This window comes from Pedobacter metabolipauper (genome assembly GCF_004362715.1).
GTDB lineage: Bacteria > Bacteroidota > Bacteroidia > Sphingobacteriales > Sphingobacteriaceae > Pedobacter > Pedobacter metabolipauper.
Genome location: NZ_SNYC01000004.1, coordinates 299,363 through 315,467, shown reverse-complemented (window position 1 = coordinate 315,467; position 16,105 = coordinate 299,363). Strand labels below are relative to the sequence as shown.

Here is a 16,105-nt window from a genome sequence, read left to right as displayed (position 1 = left end):
GTTAAAAATACCTCGAAAATGATCAATAAGATCACAAATCAGGTAACAATTTAATTAGCTATTCCTGCACTTTGTACATCGACGGTGAGCCGTATTTTTTGACCAAGAACCATTGCGCGGTTATCGTCAATGTGGCCTACCGGGAAATTAAAACAAACGGGGTAATCGTATTCTTTGACCAGGTCCCAAATCACTTGTTCCGGACTGGATCCAAATGGAATATCTTCAATCTTTACTTCATTAAAAGCACCGATAATTAAGCCTTTAAGGTTACTTAATTTACCACTGCGCTTAAGCATCCGCATCATGCGGTCAATGGAATACTCGTGTTCGCCAACATCCTCCAAAAATAAGATCTTATCCGTGTAGTCCATTTCAGAAACAGAGCCCTGCAGCATCACCAGCAGCGTAAGGTTTCCGCCAATTAAAATGCCTTCAGCAGTTCCGGGTTGGTTTGGAAGCTTATTGAGTCCGCTACACTGGTAACTTAGTGCTTCACCAAACAGAGACTTCCGTAAAGATTCCAGGGATTCTGGCGTCGCATCTTCAAAGGTATAGGGCATTTGAGCATGGATGCTCTGTGTATTTAGGTCAGCAAAAATATGGGAAAGTAAAACGGTGATGTCGCTAAAGCCAACTACCCATTTAGGGTTTAGTTCAAACGCAGTAAAATCAAGGTCGTCAATGATCCGGATGGTACCATAACCACCTCTTCCGGCAACAATCGCTTTAATTTCAGGATCATCAAGAAAACCCTGAAGATCTGAGGCCCGTAACGCATCATCACCGGCAAACTGGTAGTGGGCAGCATGAACGGTTTTACCAACAACAACAGATAGTCCCCATTGTTCAAAAATGGTGATGGCGGCATCAATAGATCGGGGTAATTTCTTGGCCGGACAAACTATTGCAATCTTGTCACCTTTTTTTAAATATGCTGGCTGTTTAATCATTTTTAAAACACTTATCTTTGCCAAAATAATAAAAATAGTTTTGGATAACAGTAAAATAAAAAGATATACCGTAACGGCAGCATTACCATATACCAATGGTCCGGTTCATATTGGCCATTTGGCTGGTGTTTATTTGCCTGCCGATACGTATGTACGATACTTACGCTCAAATAAAAGGGATGTAAAATTCATTTGCGGATCAGATGAAAATGGTGTGCCAATTACACTGAAGGCAAAAAAAGAGGGCGTAACGCCACAGGTTATTGTAGATAAATACCATAAAATAATAGGAGATTCTTTTAAAGAATTCGGTGTATCCTTTGATATCTATCATCGTACATCATCTTCAATGCACCACCATACGGCTTCAGATTTCTTTGAAAACCTATATAAAAAAGGAGTATTTACAGAAGAAGTAACGGAGCAATATTACGATGAAAAGGCACAGACATTTTTGGCAGACCGGTACATCACCGGAACATGTCCCAAATGCGGCAATGAAAATGCCTATGGCGATCAGTGTGAAAACTGCGGAAGTACGTTAAATGCAACAGACCTGATCAATCCAAAATCTACCCTTTCTGGCGAAAAACCAGTAAGAAAAGAGACAAAGAACTGGTTCCTGCCATTAGATAAATACGAAGGCCGTTTACGTGAATATATCGAAGGACATAAGGAATGGCGTCCAAATGTTTATGGCCAGTGCCAAAGCTGGTTAAATGCAGGCTTACAGCCGCGTGCCATGACCCGGGATCTGGACTGGGGGGTTAAAGTTCCGGTTAAAGATGCGAAAGGAAAAGTATTGTACGTTTGGTTTGATGCACCAATCGGATACATCTCCGCAACAAAAGAGCTTTTTGATTATGCCCGTCTGGATGTTTGGAATCCCAAAGCAGAAGAGTATTACATCAATCAGAACGAGGTAGAAAAAGGAAATTGGGAACAATACTGGAAAGATGATAGCACTAAACTGGTTCATTTTATCGGTAAGGACAACATCGTTTTCCATTGTGTGATCTTCCCGGCCATGTTAATGGCACACGGCGATTATATATTGGCAGATAACGTACCGGCTAACGAATTTTTAAACCTGGAAGGCCAAAAGATCTCTACGTCTAAGAACTGGGCAGTTTGGTTAAATGAGTACCTTCTCGAGTTTAAAGACAAACAGGATGTATTACGCTATGTACTAACCGCAACCGCTCCGGAAACAAAAGACAATGACTTTACCTGGAAAGATTTTCAGGCTAGAAATAACAACGAGCTGGTTGCCATATTGGGTAACTTCATCAATCGGGTGGTGGTTTTAACACATAAATATTTTGGCGGTAAAGTACCGATGCTGATGACCGTAACACCGGAAGATCAGCAGGTGATCGATGATCTTGCAGCTTTCCCGGCAAAGATCAGTGCATCAATAGAGAACTATCGTTTTAGAGAAGCGTTATCAGAGGTAATGAATGTAGCCCGCCTTGGTAATAAATACCTGGCAGATACAGAGCCCTGGAAAGTGATTAAAACAGATGAAGACCGCGTGCGCACCATTCTAAATATCAGCTTGCAAATAGCCGCGAATATAGAAATATTGATCGAACCGTTTTTGCCGTTCACGGCAGATAAGCTGATGAAAATGCTGAACTATGGAGGTCACATGTGGGAAGATGCAGGTAAGATGGATCTGTTACACCGCGGACATCAGCTTAATGAGCCAGTATTGTTATTCGAAAAGATTGAAGATGAAATGGTACAGGCACAAATTGACAAGTTAAACCAAAGCAAGGTAGACAACCAGTCGGCAGCGGCAGTAACTGAGCCAGCGAAAGATAATATCCAGTTTGAGCAATTTAGTGCAATAGATATCCGCGTGGCAACAATCGTCGCCGCAGAAAAGGTAGAGAAAACGAAGAAATTGTTAAAATTAACGCTGGATACAGGAATCGACCAGCGTACCGTAGTGTCAGGAATCGCAGAATATTATCAGCCAGAAGAGATCATCGGACAGCAGGTAAGCCTGGTTGTAAATCTGGCACCAAGAGAGATAAAAGGAATTTTATCACAAGGAATGATTTTAATGTCTGAAAATTCAGATGGAAAACTTACTTTTGTGGCTCCTGTACAAAACCATAAAAATGGAAGTGTAGTCAGGTAAGATTTTGGTCCCGTAGTTCAACGGATAGAATAGAAGTTTCCTAAACTTTAGATATGAGTTCGATTCTCGTCGGGACCACTTGACGATACAGCGCTTGAAAATCATGCGCTGTATCTGTTTTTAAGGCTATTAACTCCTTGTTAATCAGCGATATCACATGCGATGTTGAATTTGTCTGAGGTGTTCGATGTTTGGCTCTGTCAAAGTCGATTTTTTCAGGAAAAAGTGAACTCTGGACTTATTGATTCTGGATCATATCATCTTAACCAAAGGTGGTTACTTCTCCTTTGGGGATGAAGGGCTTATATAGCCTTTTATATTTGTAAAATATGGAACAGAGAAGTTTTATCGCTGCAGAAACCGGGTTAATGTGAAAGCTCCTGTGGAACTGGCAGAGCTTCGTCATATGGGTTCTCCGTCTCGTTTGATGATGCCTGGGTATGCTTTAAAATCACCCTTCTCAGCCGATCCTGATTTTCGTCACCCCACAGGCCGATAGCACTGATCAATGGGATAAGTGTTTTACCGAAGTCGGTAAGACTGTATTCAACTTTCGGGGGCAATACGGGAAAAATTTTCTTAGTGACCAGTTCATGATCTTCAAGTTCCTTCATCTGCACATTTAGCACACGCCTCGTTACGTCCGGGATTTTTCGTTGAAGTTCACTAGGCCGTAGGTGGCCTTCATGGATGAACCATAGGATGCGAATCTTCCATTTGCCATAGAGCACTTCTCCTACCAGGTCAAGACCACAGTTAAGGGAGGGGATAGTCTTCTTTTCATACATAAGTACAAATATACAAGACAATCGGCAGCTGAGCAATACGGATAAATTTATCCGTATTTGATTCGTAACTCCGTAATTGTTTGATACCGGTGTACTATCGAAATTTGTTCGGAAACAAAAATAATTATGACACAGGAAATCAATTATAGTAACGAATTATCTGGTAAAATAGCTTTGGTAACAGGTGGTACAAAAGGTGCCGGAAAAGCAATAGCCGAACGTTTGAAGATGGCTGGTGCAACCGTCATCATCACAGCAAGGAACAAGCCCGATCAGGCCGATCCGGAGGTGAATTTTATTCCGGCTGATCTGAGCAAGGCAGAAGATGCACAAAAAGTAATCAGCGAAGTGCTGTCGGCATATGGCAGGCTGGATATCCTGGTGAACAACCTGGGTGCTTCATCAACACCTGCTGGTGGTTTTTCAGCGTTGAATGATGAGGATTGGGTATCAACCTTCCAAGCTAATTTACTTGCTCCTGTTAGGCTTGACAGGGGATTTTTACCGCAAATGATCGCTCGGAAAAGTGGAGTTATTATCCACATCGCTTCCATCCAGGGTAAATTGCCACTACACGATTCTACTTTGCCGTACGCAGCTTCAAAAGCAGGATTAATCAATTACAGTAAAAGTTTATCAAATGAAGTTACGCCAAAAGGTGTTCGCGTGCTAACTGTTTCGCCAGGATGGATAAATACAACAGCATCGATAGCCTGGTTGGGCGAGATTGCAAGAAATGCAAATAGTACTGTAGAAGAGGCTCAGCAAAGTGTCATGGATGCATTGGGTGGAATACCTTACGGAAGGCCCGCCGAACCGGAAGAAGTAGCCGAATTGGTTGGCTTTTTAGTATCTCCAAGAGCCAATTACTTAACAGGAACAAATTTCGTCATTGACGGCGGAACGGTACCGACTATTTAAAAACTTAATTATATCATCATGGAATTACCTAAAGTAGTAGAGCGCTTCGTAGAGACGCAGAACAATTATGACAGCAAAGCTTACACAGAATGCTTTACTGAATCCGCCATCGTACATGACGAAGGCAAAGTACATACTGGCAAGGACGAAATTCGCCAGTGGATCGAACATGCAAATGAGGCTTATCAGTCTTCAATGGAACCACTCAAGTACGAGGAGTCTGAATCAAATGGGGTACTGACTGCAAGGGTGTCCGGTACGTTTCCGGGAAGTCCAATAATACTTCAGTTTCATTTGGGATTAAAGAACGATCTCATTGATTCTTTAAAAGTGACCGGGTAAGGCTTCAGCTCTATTGACAGCACTCACAGTGTTTATTAATATGCTTCTGGCGTGATGTAAATCTTATATCACACCGGGAGCCATTTTTTTAATTTCCTCATTCCTTCCCATCATGCCAGCGTATAAAGTTGAGATATCTTTAATTTGATTATGCATGTTAAAAATGAATTAGTAGAAGTTTGCTAGCTTAAATTAAGCAAGGAAGTGTTAATCTCATTATACGGCTAGAGCGGTTTGATGCCCTTTGGCCGTCAATCAAGAAAAAGGAGGTTTCGCCTTAACAAACCTTCATAAAAAAAGAACCGACCTAGAGGATTTCAAAGATGTATTAAGATTAGTGGTAGCTGATAATCCCAATTTTGAGCCAGCCATTTTGCGTAAATATGAAGAGCTCACAATTTCGTATAACATAGATTTTGAAACGCCTTGCCTGGTTAAATTTGTTGGTGTAATATACGAGATTGGGTTAATGTTAGAGGCTGTAGCGGCAGACTGCTTGTTTATTATCCGTGACATTGCGATCGTTGTTTTAGCAAAGGCAAAGACATTCGCTGTTTTCAGACTATTTAACACTTGATGCCGATCAATTCCGATCATGAAAGCCTTTGAACGCAAAAATAATAGTTATATCCTCTCATACCGTAGCGCCATACACCCCGAACTCAGCGTTTCTGAAGCCACCAGTTTTAAACCCAGGTTTTCTTGCAAAGACATTTCGCTAAACAACCGGCGTCCCTGTCCAACAATTGTCGGATGAACGACCATATGAAACTCATCTATCAATCCCCATTCGATCAATTGGGCAGGTAGTTCTACACCGCCCGTGGAGATCGATTTGCCGGGTTTTTGCTTTAACTTGAGGATTTCTTCTCTCAGGTTGTCGTGGATAAGAGTGGTTTGATCGTCGTCTAAATGATCTATGCTGCGCGAAACAACAATCCGTTTCAAATTAGTAAAGACTTTGGCAAAGGAATTTGCGGCCTCATTCATATGTTGTGTCTTCGCAGCCTCGGGCCAGAAGGGCACCATCAATTCATAGGTTTTACGCCCATAAATGATCAGATCAGCCTCTTCCAGCAGTTTCCGGAAGTAGTCCTGGATGTCATCTCCACCACTGAATTTAGTATGATCGCAGCAACCGTCCAAACTAATGTTAATACCATAAATAAGCTTTCTCATAAATCATATAGGTTTTTAATAAAGCACTTGTTTTTTCATATCCTAATAACTGCTGTAATTCGCGTTTACATATAGAATACGTTAAACTTATGGCCGTCCGGGTCAGCAAATACACAGCCATAATACCCTTTTCCAAATGCTTTAGGCTTTGATATCATCTTTCCGCCCACATTTAGGATCGCTTCCTCCCAGGCATCCACTTCATCTTTGCTTTCTGCCGAAAGGGTAAATATTACTTCATTTGCAAGGTGTGCATCCGATATGTCAATCTCCACATTAGCCTTCAGCTTCTCTTCCAGAAAAAAGTGCATCACAAAACTATGCTCACCGAAAAAAAAGCTGGTCAGGTCCTCAGATCGTCCATTAGACTTAAATCCCAGTTCAGTATAAAATTTCGTTGTTCTGTCAAGATCACTTACTGTTAAATTTGACCACATCATCTTTGGGTTCATATCTTATTTTTATAGTTAACAACTCTTTTACTAAGGTATGGTGTTATAGCAAAACACCTGCGGTGTATATGAGACATTTAAATGGGCAATTTGTGACTTTAAGATCTGGTCGTATTCCTACGATGGAAATTTGTAAATGACTTAGCCATTAAATAATATTCTCCGGCGACAGAATATACAAACGATGTTAGTAAATCGCTTTTCGTAACGACTAAAGAAACGCGGAATGGGTTTATAAAGCGGGTTAAGTTTAAGACATAGCCTCAATCAACTGCTTTACGGCGGCTTCATTGTCATTTTTTACAGCAATATCCAAAGCCGTTTGACCTGTATTATTCACCTTGTCAATGGTAGAAGTATTCTGGGATAAAATTAACGATATCATTTTTTTGCCCGACATTTTATCAGGGTTTCCAGCCGTATACATCAATGCCGTATTCCCATTTTTATCTGTATAAGTCGTATCGGCATCGTTATCTAATAACAATTCAATAATGCTGTATTTTACTTCATTTCCGCGTTCAGCAAACGACATCAGGGGTGTCTTTCCCGATGCATTGGGCTTATTAATGTCACAGCCAGCCTCAATCAGTTCTTCAGCCAGTAAAGCATTTAAATCAGCCAGGTAACCGGCCCTGCAAACCGCATTTAAAGCAGTGTCGCTTTCATTATTCACCGCGGAATCAAGCTCCAGGCCATGCTTAATTAAAGTACGCAGCATCAATACTACATCTTTAATATCCTGGCTCATACCACGACCAAAATTGCTAATGGCTTTACCAATTAAGTAGTGAACAGCAGTATCGTCATTACCAGAGCGAAAATTTACATTGGCGCCACCATCTAAAAGTAACGTGACCATAGGTGCTGAAGGATATTCACAGGAAAGCATCAAAGGCGTGCGGTGGTACTGATCGGAAAAATCATCTAAATCGGTTCCGTTTTTAATCAGGGCCTCAACTGCTATAGTATCGCGGTTAAGTACGGCTTCATGTATAGTCATGCCGCCGGTGGCAGTATCTGTTTCATCGCCAGACAGCAATGCTGCGATCTCTTTTACCCCACTGCGCTGGGCATAGGTTAAGGGAGTAGTGTTAAAAATATCTTTATCTTCCAGATCTATGCTACTTTTTTCTATAAGGATCCGCACCGTAAGAGTAGCCGCTTCTACAGCTCCTGTAATTGATTTATGGTGAACCAATTTATCACAAATGGTATGCAGCAAGTTTTTGCCTTCATCCTGCGTAGCGTCCATCTTTACACCGGCATCGCCCATAGCTTTAATAAAAGGATACATATATAATAGCCCGGCTTCAAAATAAGCCAGTTTGCCAGAATCATTTTTCTTTTTTGGATTAATGCCCAGATCCAGCAGTAACATGGCCGTGTCGTAAATTTTAACAGCATTAGTTTCCAGGTCAGGGCTTCCCAGGTCAAATTTAGTCGTAGTGAGTGTGTGCAACGGCGTATTGCCATATTTATCTGCAGCAGGCTTAAGTCCTGCGTTCTTTAAAAACTCAATAGCCCAGGTATCTGTAAATTGGGTGGCTAAATGATAAAGGTTTTCATCACTTTCGTTGGTGATATTTATCTCTGGCAGGGACTTGTATAAGCCAGCAACGTCAATGACATCGGCACCTGAGGCAAATATATTGCGCTGATACGCATCTTTAATAGGATTAAAATCATTGTTCATCGGCAGTAAGATCTTACTTGTTCAACATAAATACAGGCCTATTGTTTGATTGATGTCTGATCATGACAGATGAAGAAGGATCAGATAATTATTACATTTGATTTTGATAAGCTGCCCAAAAACAACTACCTATGAAACCACAGATTACAGATGAGGCGTTTGAACGCATCCAGGAAAAGATGGTGTTAACCTATGCAGAAACCGCATCTAATTAAATATTACATCAGATGGCCATGCAATGGAATGGCAGTCACCAGTTTTTAGAGTGGCTGGTAGAACGGCCGAAAACAGACTTGGCAACAGCAGTTATGGTATATTGGATGCAGGGTCCTCGGTGGTGGAAGCAATACCATAATAAACAGGAGTTGATCGAAAAAGGGGATTCCGCCATGGGCTTTGACTTTACCGAAACATTGGAATCTAAAATTTTATCAGGCTTTTTTAAAGATCAGGAATTCGCCTTTGATCCAACCAAAGACGACCATGGTACCATATGGGCAAACGAATATCTGGATAAGTTAACGGTAAGAGAAATACCACCATTTTTATTCAGAACGCTAGTTGGAGAGGAAATAGAGATGCCGGCCGGATTTGAAGAGGGGATGCCGCCAGATCTTGTGAAAAAAGTTCAGGACGTATATGATAGTTATGATATCATTGACGACTAACTCATATAACTAATAAGCCATAATTATTTGCATGCTAATATCGAATTAGAAGACCTTTAAACTTAAATTAATGATAATCAAGCATGTTTTATTGCAGGGTTATCAATAGTATTATTAGGGTCAAAATGCACATAAATTTTCAGTTAAATTTATGTGTCCATAAGTTTTGATACTTATCTTCGTGGTTATGGTTGATAAAGCACATAATTTCCATCATAATGAAAGTTGTCTTAAAAATATGTCTTTTCCATATGTCATCAAATGTTTATAAAATTTTTATAATGCATGTATTTATTTTAAAATAACCCATGCGAATAATATTAATCTGCTTTCTATTAATCTGCTATAGCATGCAAGGATATTCTCAGCATAATTTTGCCGCAGGAAAAATAATAGATAGTACCACTAATAGGCCAATTAAAAATGTTTCTATAAAAGTTTATGATGAGAAAAAAATAATCGGTTATTTCTCCGGGGATAGCCTTGGCCACTTTAAAATCCCTGTTTTATTACTTAACGGAAGTACCCATGTAGATTTTCAGGCAACGGATTACAAAAATCTTTTATATACGAATAAGAATAAAGGAACCTTATCTGACCAAACTATTTTTATTGGCCTCTTTAAAATGAAGCCTGATATAGTTAATTTGAAAGAAGTTGTTATTAGCCAGCCTAAAAGGTATAGGGATACAATTAATATTAAGCTCCATGACCAGGTATTTGAAAGATCAATAATGATTGATGATCTGTTTTCCGGTAAATTGGGCTTCTATAAAGATAATAATGGAAAGTTATACTATAATGGGAAATTGGTTTCTGATGTATTGGTAAATGGTGCTGACTTTTTTGGGAAAAACAATATGGAGATTTACAAAAATCTACCTGCTCTAGTTCTTAATGATGTTGATATTATAGAGACAGACATTGATAGCTTAACTAACGTAACCTTATTACGTCCAACTATCAAGGTTAATTTGAAGTTAAAAGATAAATACAAAGGTGGCAAATTCGGTACAGCAAATCTTGGAGCGGGGAGTTTAAGCAGGTATACGGCTGGAGCCGATCTATATATGTATAATAAAAGTCAGCAATTATCATTATTTGCAAATTCTAACAACGTCAATCTTCAGGATGGTTCAGGTCAGGAACCAAACATTAGCTTCTCTTCAAATGGAAATAATACGCAGAATAGTAGCTCATCAATGATGTATCGAAATCTATTCTATAAGAATAAGATAGAATTTAATGCTTTCTTAAAAGGAAAAATTAATAGTACAAAATTCGAATCGATTTCGGAAAGAAGAGATGAGATATTGGGGCAATTATCTAATACTTTTACCTCGTCTAATTTAAAAAAAGCCAGTTTGGAAGCTGCAAATTTATATTTTAATTATGCCATTGACTCGCTGAATAGACTAAAATTAAGCCAAGTCACTGAATATAATGACAACCGACAACTAGACTCCTTAAGTTATCTTTTAACAGTTAATAATTCGACTAATAATTCTGGGGTAAACAAACTCAGGAACTCAGATGTGTTATTGTCAGTAAAAAAAATCGAATACCAAAAGAAATTCTCAAAGAAGGGGCGTATTGCAAATATTGTTGCTTCACTAAGCAATAGAACTCATAACGTAAATGAGAATAATTTGGTGGTAGAACAATTTGATCTCGCAGCAAGTAAATACATATTTGAGGGTATTAGGAACCTGGTTGAAAGAACAACAGATTTAAATAGTGAATTTACTGAACCTATTGGAAATGATGGTTTTATCAAATTTCTATTGACCTATAGAAAAGAGAAACTGAATCTTGAAGAAAGGTTAATAAAAGACGGGTTGAGCAATTCAGATATTTTTGAGCACTATTCATATAACTATTTAAAACAGGGTGTTAAGATCTACAAAAATCTGAATAACTTAGCTCTGGATGCAACATTCATAGGGATTACTAATATTAGACAATCCCAGATTGAAAAGGAGACTTTCTTTAACATTGATGCTGTAATAAGTGTAGATTATAAATTAATCAAGCAAAGAAAGTTATTTGGACAATATAGCAGAACAACCAATTACCCCAATGTTAATCAACTAACTAGCATTAATAACTCATTTGATATTATTTCTCAGCAACTGGGAAACGCCGAGCTAAAGCCAGAGGTTAAAAATAAATTGGAATTTACCTACGATTTAAAGAGAACAGACTCTTTAACCTTGGAATTGACAGGCAATTTAGAGAGATTTTCATCAAAGTTTGGATTAAACATCAGTTCATCACCCGGCATAACGCAAAGCGTATTTTTTGATAATATGGGGAATAGTAATAATGCTGAGGTAGCTTTTTCTATGTCCAGTACTTCAAAAGGTAGTAAAAATTTCAATTATAGAATTGGCTTGTCTTATGTAGAAATGCCGGGTTTTTTTAATGATAATAAAGAAATGAATAGAAGCATTAATACGAACCAAATGTTATCTACCAATAGAGTTATAATTCGAGACGTTTTGTCAATATCGCCTGCTATTGCCGTTTCTGCCTCAAAATACTATTACCAGAAAAATTCGAATAATCAATATAATATCACCTATTTAGATAGAATTCTATTAAAGTTGTTTAACTTACAGCTAACTGTGGCTCCATTAATTAATTATAATTACAACCTCACTAATAACTTTTCATTCGCTTCGAATATGGAACTAAAAAGGAGCTTTCTGAAAGATTATGGGCACGCATGGATAAAAGTTTATGATATTTTTAACACTTATGCTCCCATAAATAACTTGAATACATCGTTTTATACGCAAAGTGTACGGTTTTCGAATCTGAATCGCTACTTTCTAATTGGAGCAAGTATTAAATTTAACAACCTGAAATAGTTCGTTTTATTTAGTTAAATAATTCATTTAATTTTTATCTTTAGTAAACTTAAAATAACTATATGAAAAAATTTCTCCCTCTATTGGTTTGCTTAATTAGCGCCCTGCCATGTTTTAGTCAAATTACACTTTCTGCTCCAAGCAGTGCGGTATCAGGTGCCGCTTTCACAATAACTGCCGCAGGAGAATCCTCCAGTGCGTGGGTTGCCGGTATGTTTTATTATCCTAATCCCCCTACGGTTACAAATCCTGCAAATCAAAATGTAACGATTGCTACATTTAGTATCGCTGGATACGCCTATCCACAGGCGGCAACGAAATTTTCCACCAATATTACCACCACTTCTTCCTCTCCTGTAACTGTTACATTTAATGTTAGAATGGATGTTTTTCATGGCGGCGGCGGTTCTGTCACCAACCAGGATCAAACGATAACAATTACAATTAACCCTGCCGTAACCACTTTTTACAATGTTGCAAAATCTGCGGTGTTTACTAAAAATAATTGTGGCGCTGGCACGGTGGGTACTGCTGTAACTTATACTATACCTGCAAATACATATACCGCTAGTACTCAGGCAGCCGCTGACGCATTGGCCACGAATGCTTTAAATAGCGGTGGCCAGGCATATGCAAACGCAAATGGGAATTGTTTAACTGTTTATTATAATTCAGCAATTTCTGCTTCCTTTAGTAAAAATGATTGTCCTGCTAACTATACTCCAGCTGCTGGGTCTTACAGTTATAGTATTTCAGCTAGTGCCTATTCTTCTACTGTTAGCCAGGCAGACGCTGATTCTAAAGCTTTGAATGCCCTAAATACACAAGGTCAGAGTAATGCAAATAACTTAGGGACATGTAATGAAAATCGTATAGGTATTAGAACGATGTTCAGGACTGATCCATACGATGCAACAAATCAAACTTTAAGTAGAGTATGGTTAAAAGAACCTGTTGATCTTACTGGAATAAGTTTAGATTCCTATTCAGCATCTGGTATTTATGCTTATGCTAGCCAATATGGAACTACCAAAGTTGCTGCAGGTTGGTATACTGAACTTTATACAGGTCCTACGGACGGTAATTTTATACGTGTTTTTCAGGTTAATGTAAATGGAGAGATCGTAAGCTATACTATGGTTCAAAATCCATAGTAACTTTCTTCAAATAATAATTAAGATTTGAGCAAATCAAATAGGCTGTATCAGAAATTGATGCAGCCTATTTCTTTTTTAGTTTTACAAATGAAATCCTTGTTCTAGCCCATTGAGTGCATATTGCAATTTTTTTTGGCTTACAAAAGAGTTTCTCCGGAGAATGGGAAGTTATATTAAAGGCTATTTTGGTCAATACCTGTTCCGATAATTAGCCGAATGCAAAATCATTTATGGATGTTAAATTAATGATTACCTTCAATACCTAATGTCAGATAAAGAAATAACGGATTTAATAGATAAGGAACTAAAAGAAAAAACACTTGGGGTAACTGAGCAGTACCTTAAAATTCACAGTCCTGTTTATTTGGATGGAAAGCTTAAGATTGAAAGAATAGATCGGGAAAAAGAGAATGGGATTGTAATTGCTTATCTGCCTGTTGATGGAGAGGTATTCTTTTTTAAAGTTTATATCGATACTCATAACAAAGAAATTTTCAATATTAATACCGAGCCATATAACAGAGTATACTTTCGTGCTTCTTCCGAAACGCTATCCCTGGCAGAACTGAAAAGCATGTGTAATCTAATCGCTACTGATGGCCGAAATAAGGGAGATCTTAAAGGGATCACCAAAAAGGCAGAATATAAATATAGTTATGTGACTTATTTGCCCAACCCAGAGCCCGATGATTTCAGCTGCAAACTAAAAAAACTACTTGACTATCTTGAGCAAGATAAAGAAGGCATTAAATGGTTTGTAGAAGAAGCAAATGGATATATTCAAGTCGCAATGAATATTCATAATGCAAATGGTATGATTGGTGGCCCTTCCATAAATAGAGAAACGATAAAACGAATGAGTGATCTTGGATTGGGAATTGACTTCGATCTGTATCTTGAGGGAAAATCGTTTCTTGATGATGTTCTTTAGACGTTCTGTCGTATGCATATGTTCATTTTTAATAAATACTAGATACATGCATATTTACTGAACATGAAAGCATGATATTGCATTTTCTTAAAATAAATGAACACATAGAATTTCTATATTTGTTTAAACCAAAAAAGTAACGCGATGGACAAAGTAAAAGAAACCAAAGCATCTGTTCAGAATGCTTTTACCCAAACCTTCTTTCATGGAACCAAGGCTGAATTAAAAATCGGGGATCTTATAGAAACTGGGTTTGACTCAAATTTTGTCGATAGAAAATTAAAACACATTTATCTCACTGCAACCCTCAATGCTGCCATTTGGGGAGCTGAACTTGCTTCTGGAAACGGTCAGGAAAGAATATACCTGGTAGAAGCGACTGGTGTGCTTGAAGACGATCCTAATGTAACTGACAAAAAATTCCCGGGTAACCCCACCATGTCCTATCGCTCTCAGCATTCATTCAAGGTTATAGGTGAAGTTACGGTATGGGAAGGACATTCACCAGAACAAATCAAAGCAATGAAAGATGGATTGGAAAAGCTGAAACAGCAGGGAGCTATGATAATAGAAGAATAAAGGCTGGCACAAATAGAAATACCCAACGGCATTAATTTATAGCGTCTTGTTCACCGAAATCCAGCCGGGTGGTTAAAATAACTTCCCGGTCTTGCAAAAGCGGAACAATTTCTCCAACAACGATCTTTTGAAAATGCTCCGAATTCCGGTGCTCTTCTAAAGCCTCTTCATCATTATATCCTTCAAATAGGATCAGGGTGTTCGCATCTGAATTGCTCTGATGGACTTTGTAAAATAGATTTCCTTCTTCTCCGGTACTTTTCTTAACAACTTCGGTAAGCAGGTTAAGCACGGTATCCAACTGTCCTTCTTTAACCCGCCATTTGGCAAATGCATAAATAGGTTTTTGACTCATCTTTTTTAATTTTTATTGTGAATTTACAAGGTTGATGATTAACATATACAGGTCGCTGAATAATTATCACATTGTTCCATACATAATGCAGAGAACAATGTGATGCGAACATTATCCTTTAGAAGATTCTAAAATAGCGATCATTTTTTCGGCAACACTTTTGGCAGAAGCAGGATTTTGACCAGTAACCAATCTGCCATCAGAAATACTATGGGCTTGCCATGCCGCTACTGACTGGTAATTAGCACCTCTTTCTCTTAAAGCACTTTCAAGCATAAAAGGAACATCATCTTTAGCGTAGTTTTCTTCTTCCTCGTTGCTAAAGGCTGTTATGTTCTTACCGCTGATCAGATAAGAGCCATTACTCAGCTTTACATTCAATAAAGACACAGGACCATGACAAACCGCACCCACTACTGCACCCCTTTCATAAGATGAAGCTATAGCCATCTGAACGGATTCATTGGTTGCCATATCAACCATCGGAGCCAATCCACCCGGAACAAAAATGGCATCATAATCAGAAATGGCTGCTTCGGTAACAGGAAAAGTATTTCTCATTTTCTCCAGACCGTCACCAGAAAGGAAAGCGGTATTCAATTCTTCGTCTTTCTCAAACATGCCATCAAGCGGTGCCTCACCGCCATTAACACTGGCAATATCGATATCATAGCCTTGCTTTTTGAATGTTTCGTAAGGATGAGCTATTTCAGTAAGAAAGCTGCCTGTAGCACGCTTGTTCGGGCCAATAACATTTGCACTTGATGCGATAATTAAAATTCTCTTTTTCATGACTTTAAATTTAAAATGGTTCATTAATAAGGTATCTCGTTTTGTAGTTCGATTTACATTACAAATTTCCATAATTAAGCAGCCTGTAGACAAGGAAGCAGGTCACAGAAAAAGTGTGATCCAAATCACACCAGCAAAAGATTTGCACAGCGTAAATGATCCTAGTAAATAATATCATGAATACACCCCGGAGAGACATTCACATTTAAAAGAGATTTGTATGATGTAGATAATAGGCTATTCTTTCCGATTCTTCATCGGAATTAATGC

The 16,105-nt window shown here is 38.5% G+C and carries 15 protein-coding genes and 1 tRNA gene; 9 read left to right on the top strand and 7 right to left on the bottom strand.

From position 1 onward, the window contains the following. Positions 1–50: 50 nt before the first annotated feature. Positions 51–953 carry a S66 peptidase family protein gene (locus ATK78_RS08030; protein WP_133575573.1) on the bottom strand — a complete coding sequence of 301 codons (903 nt, stop codon included), beginning with the start codon at positions 951–953 and terminating at the stop codon, positions 51–53. 40 nt (positions 954–993) lie between these two features. Between ATK78_RS08030 and metG the strand changes: the two genes are divergently transcribed. Together metG and ATK78_RS08020 are read left to right on the top strand one after the other, a co-directional pair. Continuing rightward, complete coding sequence (gene metG, locus ATK78_RS08025; RefSeq protein ID WP_133575572.1) at positions 994–3,102, top strand: methionine--tRNA ligase; 2,109 nt, start codon at positions 994–996, stop codon at positions 3,100–3,102. A 6-nt stretch (positions 3,103–3,108) separates the two neighbouring features. Further along, a tRNA-Arg gene (locus ATK78_RS08020) sits at positions 3,109–3,180 on the top strand. Positions 3,181–3,467: 287 nt separating this feature from the next. On the opposite strand, the gene ATK78_RS08015 is transcribed toward ATK78_RS08020, so the two are convergent. Then, on the bottom strand, positions 3,468–3,890 hold the full coding sequence (locus ATK78_RS08015) for a winged helix-turn-helix transcriptional regulator (protein WP_133575571.1): 423 nt from the start codon (positions 3,888–3,890) through the stop codon (positions 3,468–3,470). 126 nt (positions 3,891–4,016) lie between these two features. On the opposite strand from ATK78_RS08015, the gene ATK78_RS08010 reads away from it, so the two are divergent. Together ATK78_RS08010 and ATK78_RS08005 are read left to right on the top strand one after the other, a co-directional pair. Next, positions 4,017–4,811 carry an SDR family oxidoreductase gene (locus ATK78_RS08010; protein ID WP_208112329.1) on the top strand — a complete coding sequence of 265 codons (795 nt, stop codon included), beginning with the start codon at positions 4,017–4,019 and terminating at the stop codon, positions 4,809–4,811. A gap of 18 nt (positions 4,812–4,829) precedes the next feature. Beyond that, the gene (locus tag ATK78_RS08005; RefSeq protein ID WP_133575570.1) at positions 4,830–5,153 is read left to right on the top strand and encodes a nuclear transport factor 2 family protein; all 324 of its coding nucleotides are present in this window, start codon (positions 4,830–4,832) and stop codon (positions 5,151–5,153) included. A gap of 624 nt (positions 5,154–5,777) precedes the next feature. On the opposite strand, the gene ATK78_RS07995 is transcribed toward ATK78_RS08005, so the two are convergent. The 3 genes from ATK78_RS07995 to ATK78_RS07985 all read right to left on the bottom strand — a co-directional run bounded on the left by ATK78_RS07995 (position 5,778) and on the right by ATK78_RS07985 (position 8,480). Next, positions 5,778–6,332: a dihydrofolate reductase family protein gene (locus ATK78_RS07995; RefSeq protein WP_133575568.1), complete on the bottom strand. Its 555-nt coding sequence runs from the start codon at positions 6,330–6,332 to the stop codon at positions 5,778–5,780. 65 nt (positions 6,333–6,397) lie between these two features. Further along, on the bottom strand, positions 6,398–6,784 hold the full coding sequence (locus ATK78_RS07990) for a VOC family protein (RefSeq protein ID WP_133575567.1): 387 nt from the start codon (positions 6,782–6,784) through the stop codon (positions 6,398–6,400). 250 nt (positions 6,785–7,034) lie between these two features. After that, on the bottom strand, positions 7,035–8,480 hold the full coding sequence (locus tag ATK78_RS07985) for an ankyrin repeat domain-containing protein (RefSeq protein WP_133575566.1): 1,446 nt from the start codon (positions 8,478–8,480) through the stop codon (positions 7,035–7,037). A 227-nt stretch (positions 8,481–8,707) separates the two neighbouring features. Between ATK78_RS07985 and ATK78_RS07980 the strand changes: the two genes are divergently transcribed. The 5 genes from ATK78_RS07980 to arr all read left to right on the top strand — a co-directional run bounded on the left by ATK78_RS07980 (position 8,708) and on the right by arr (position 14,688). Next, entirely contained in the window at positions 8,708–9,148 is a 441-nt protein-coding gene (locus ATK78_RS07980; RefSeq protein WP_133575565.1) for a DUF4274 domain-containing protein, read from the top strand. Positions 9,149–9,498: 350 nt separating this feature from the next. Next, a complete protein-coding gene (locus ATK78_RS07975) occupies positions 9,499–12,021 on the top strand; it encodes an outer membrane beta-barrel protein (protein ID WP_166664849.1) in 2,523 nt (840 codons plus the stop codon). Between the two features lie 62 nt (positions 12,022–12,083). Beyond that, on the top strand, positions 12,084–13,175 hold the full coding sequence (locus tag ATK78_RS07970) for a DUF5977 domain-containing protein (protein WP_133575563.1): 1,092 nt from the start codon (positions 12,084–12,086) through the stop codon (positions 13,173–13,175). A gap of 268 nt (positions 13,176–13,443) precedes the next feature. After that, complete coding sequence (locus ATK78_RS07965; RefSeq protein WP_133575562.1) at positions 13,444–14,109, top strand: DUF4279 domain-containing protein; 666 nt, start codon at positions 13,444–13,446, stop codon at positions 14,107–14,109. 144 nt (positions 14,110–14,253) lie between these two features. After that, positions 14,254–14,688, top strand: a complete 435-nt coding sequence (gene arr / locus ATK78_RS07960) for an NAD(+)--rifampin ADP-ribosyltransferase (RefSeq protein ID WP_133575561.1) — start codon at positions 14,254–14,256, stop codon at positions 14,686–14,688. 31 nt (positions 14,689–14,719) lie between these two features. On the opposite strand, the gene ATK78_RS07955 is transcribed toward arr, so the two are convergent. After that, the gene (locus ATK78_RS07955; RefSeq protein ID WP_133575560.1) at positions 14,720–15,043 is read right to left on the bottom strand and encodes a putative quinol monooxygenase; all 324 of its coding nucleotides are present in this window, start codon (positions 15,041–15,043) and stop codon (positions 14,720–14,722) included. Between the two features lie 111 nt (positions 15,044–15,154). Then, positions 15,155–15,835: a type 1 glutamine amidotransferase domain-containing protein gene (locus ATK78_RS07950; RefSeq protein ID WP_133575559.1), complete on the bottom strand. Its 681-nt coding sequence runs from the start codon at positions 15,833–15,835 to the stop codon at positions 15,155–15,157. Positions 15,836–16,105: the final 270 nt, after the last annotated feature.

Coding starts and splice junctions, on each gene's coding strand:
- ATK78_RS08030 (WP_133575573.1), bottom strand. CDS start 953: ATGATTAAACAGCCAGCATATTTAAAAAAAGGTGACAAGATTGCAATA.
- ATK78_RS08015 (WP_133575571.1), bottom strand. CDS start 3,890: ATGTATGAAAAGAAGACTATCCCCTCCCTTAACTGTGGTCTTGACCTG.
- ATK78_RS08010 (WP_208112329.1), top strand. CDS start 4,017: ATGACACAGGAAATCAATTATAGTAACGAATTATCTGGTAAAATAGCT.
- ATK78_RS08005 (WP_133575570.1), top strand. CDS start 4,830: ATGGAATTACCTAAAGTAGTAGAGCGCTTCGTAGAGACGCAGAACAAT.
- ATK78_RS07995 (WP_133575568.1), bottom strand. CDS start 6,332: ATGAGAAAGCTTATTTATGGTATTAACATTAGTTTGGACGGTTGCTGC.
- ATK78_RS07990 (WP_133575567.1), bottom strand. CDS start 6,784: ATGAACCCAAAGATGATGTGGTCAAATTTAACAGTAAGTGATCTTGAC.
- ATK78_RS07985 (WP_133575566.1), bottom strand. CDS start 8,480: ATGAACAATGATTTTAATCCTATTAAAGATGCGTATCAGCGCAATATA.
- ATK78_RS07980 (WP_133575565.1), top strand. CDS start 8,708: ATGGCCATGCAATGGAATGGCAGTCACCAGTTTTTAGAGTGGCTGGTA.
- ATK78_RS07975 (WP_166664849.1), top strand. CDS start 9,499: ATGCAAGGATATTCTCAGCATAATTTTGCCGCAGGAAAAATAATAGAT.
- ATK78_RS07970 (WP_133575563.1), top strand. CDS start 12,084: ATGAAAAAATTTCTCCCTCTATTGGTTTGCTTAATTAGCGCCCTGCCA.
- ATK78_RS07965 (WP_133575562.1), top strand. CDS start 13,444: ATGTCAGATAAAGAAATAACGGATTTAATAGATAAGGAACTAAAAGAA.
- arr (WP_133575561.1), top strand. CDS start 14,254: ATGGACAAAGTAAAAGAAACCAAAGCATCTGTTCAGAATGCTTTTACC.
- ATK78_RS07955 (WP_133575560.1), bottom strand. CDS start 15,043: ATGAGTCAAAAACCTATTTATGCATTTGCCAAATGGCGGGTTAAAGAA.
- ATK78_RS07950 (WP_133575559.1), bottom strand. CDS start 15,835: ATGAAAAAGAGAATTTTAATTATCGCATCAAGTGCAAATGTTATTGGC.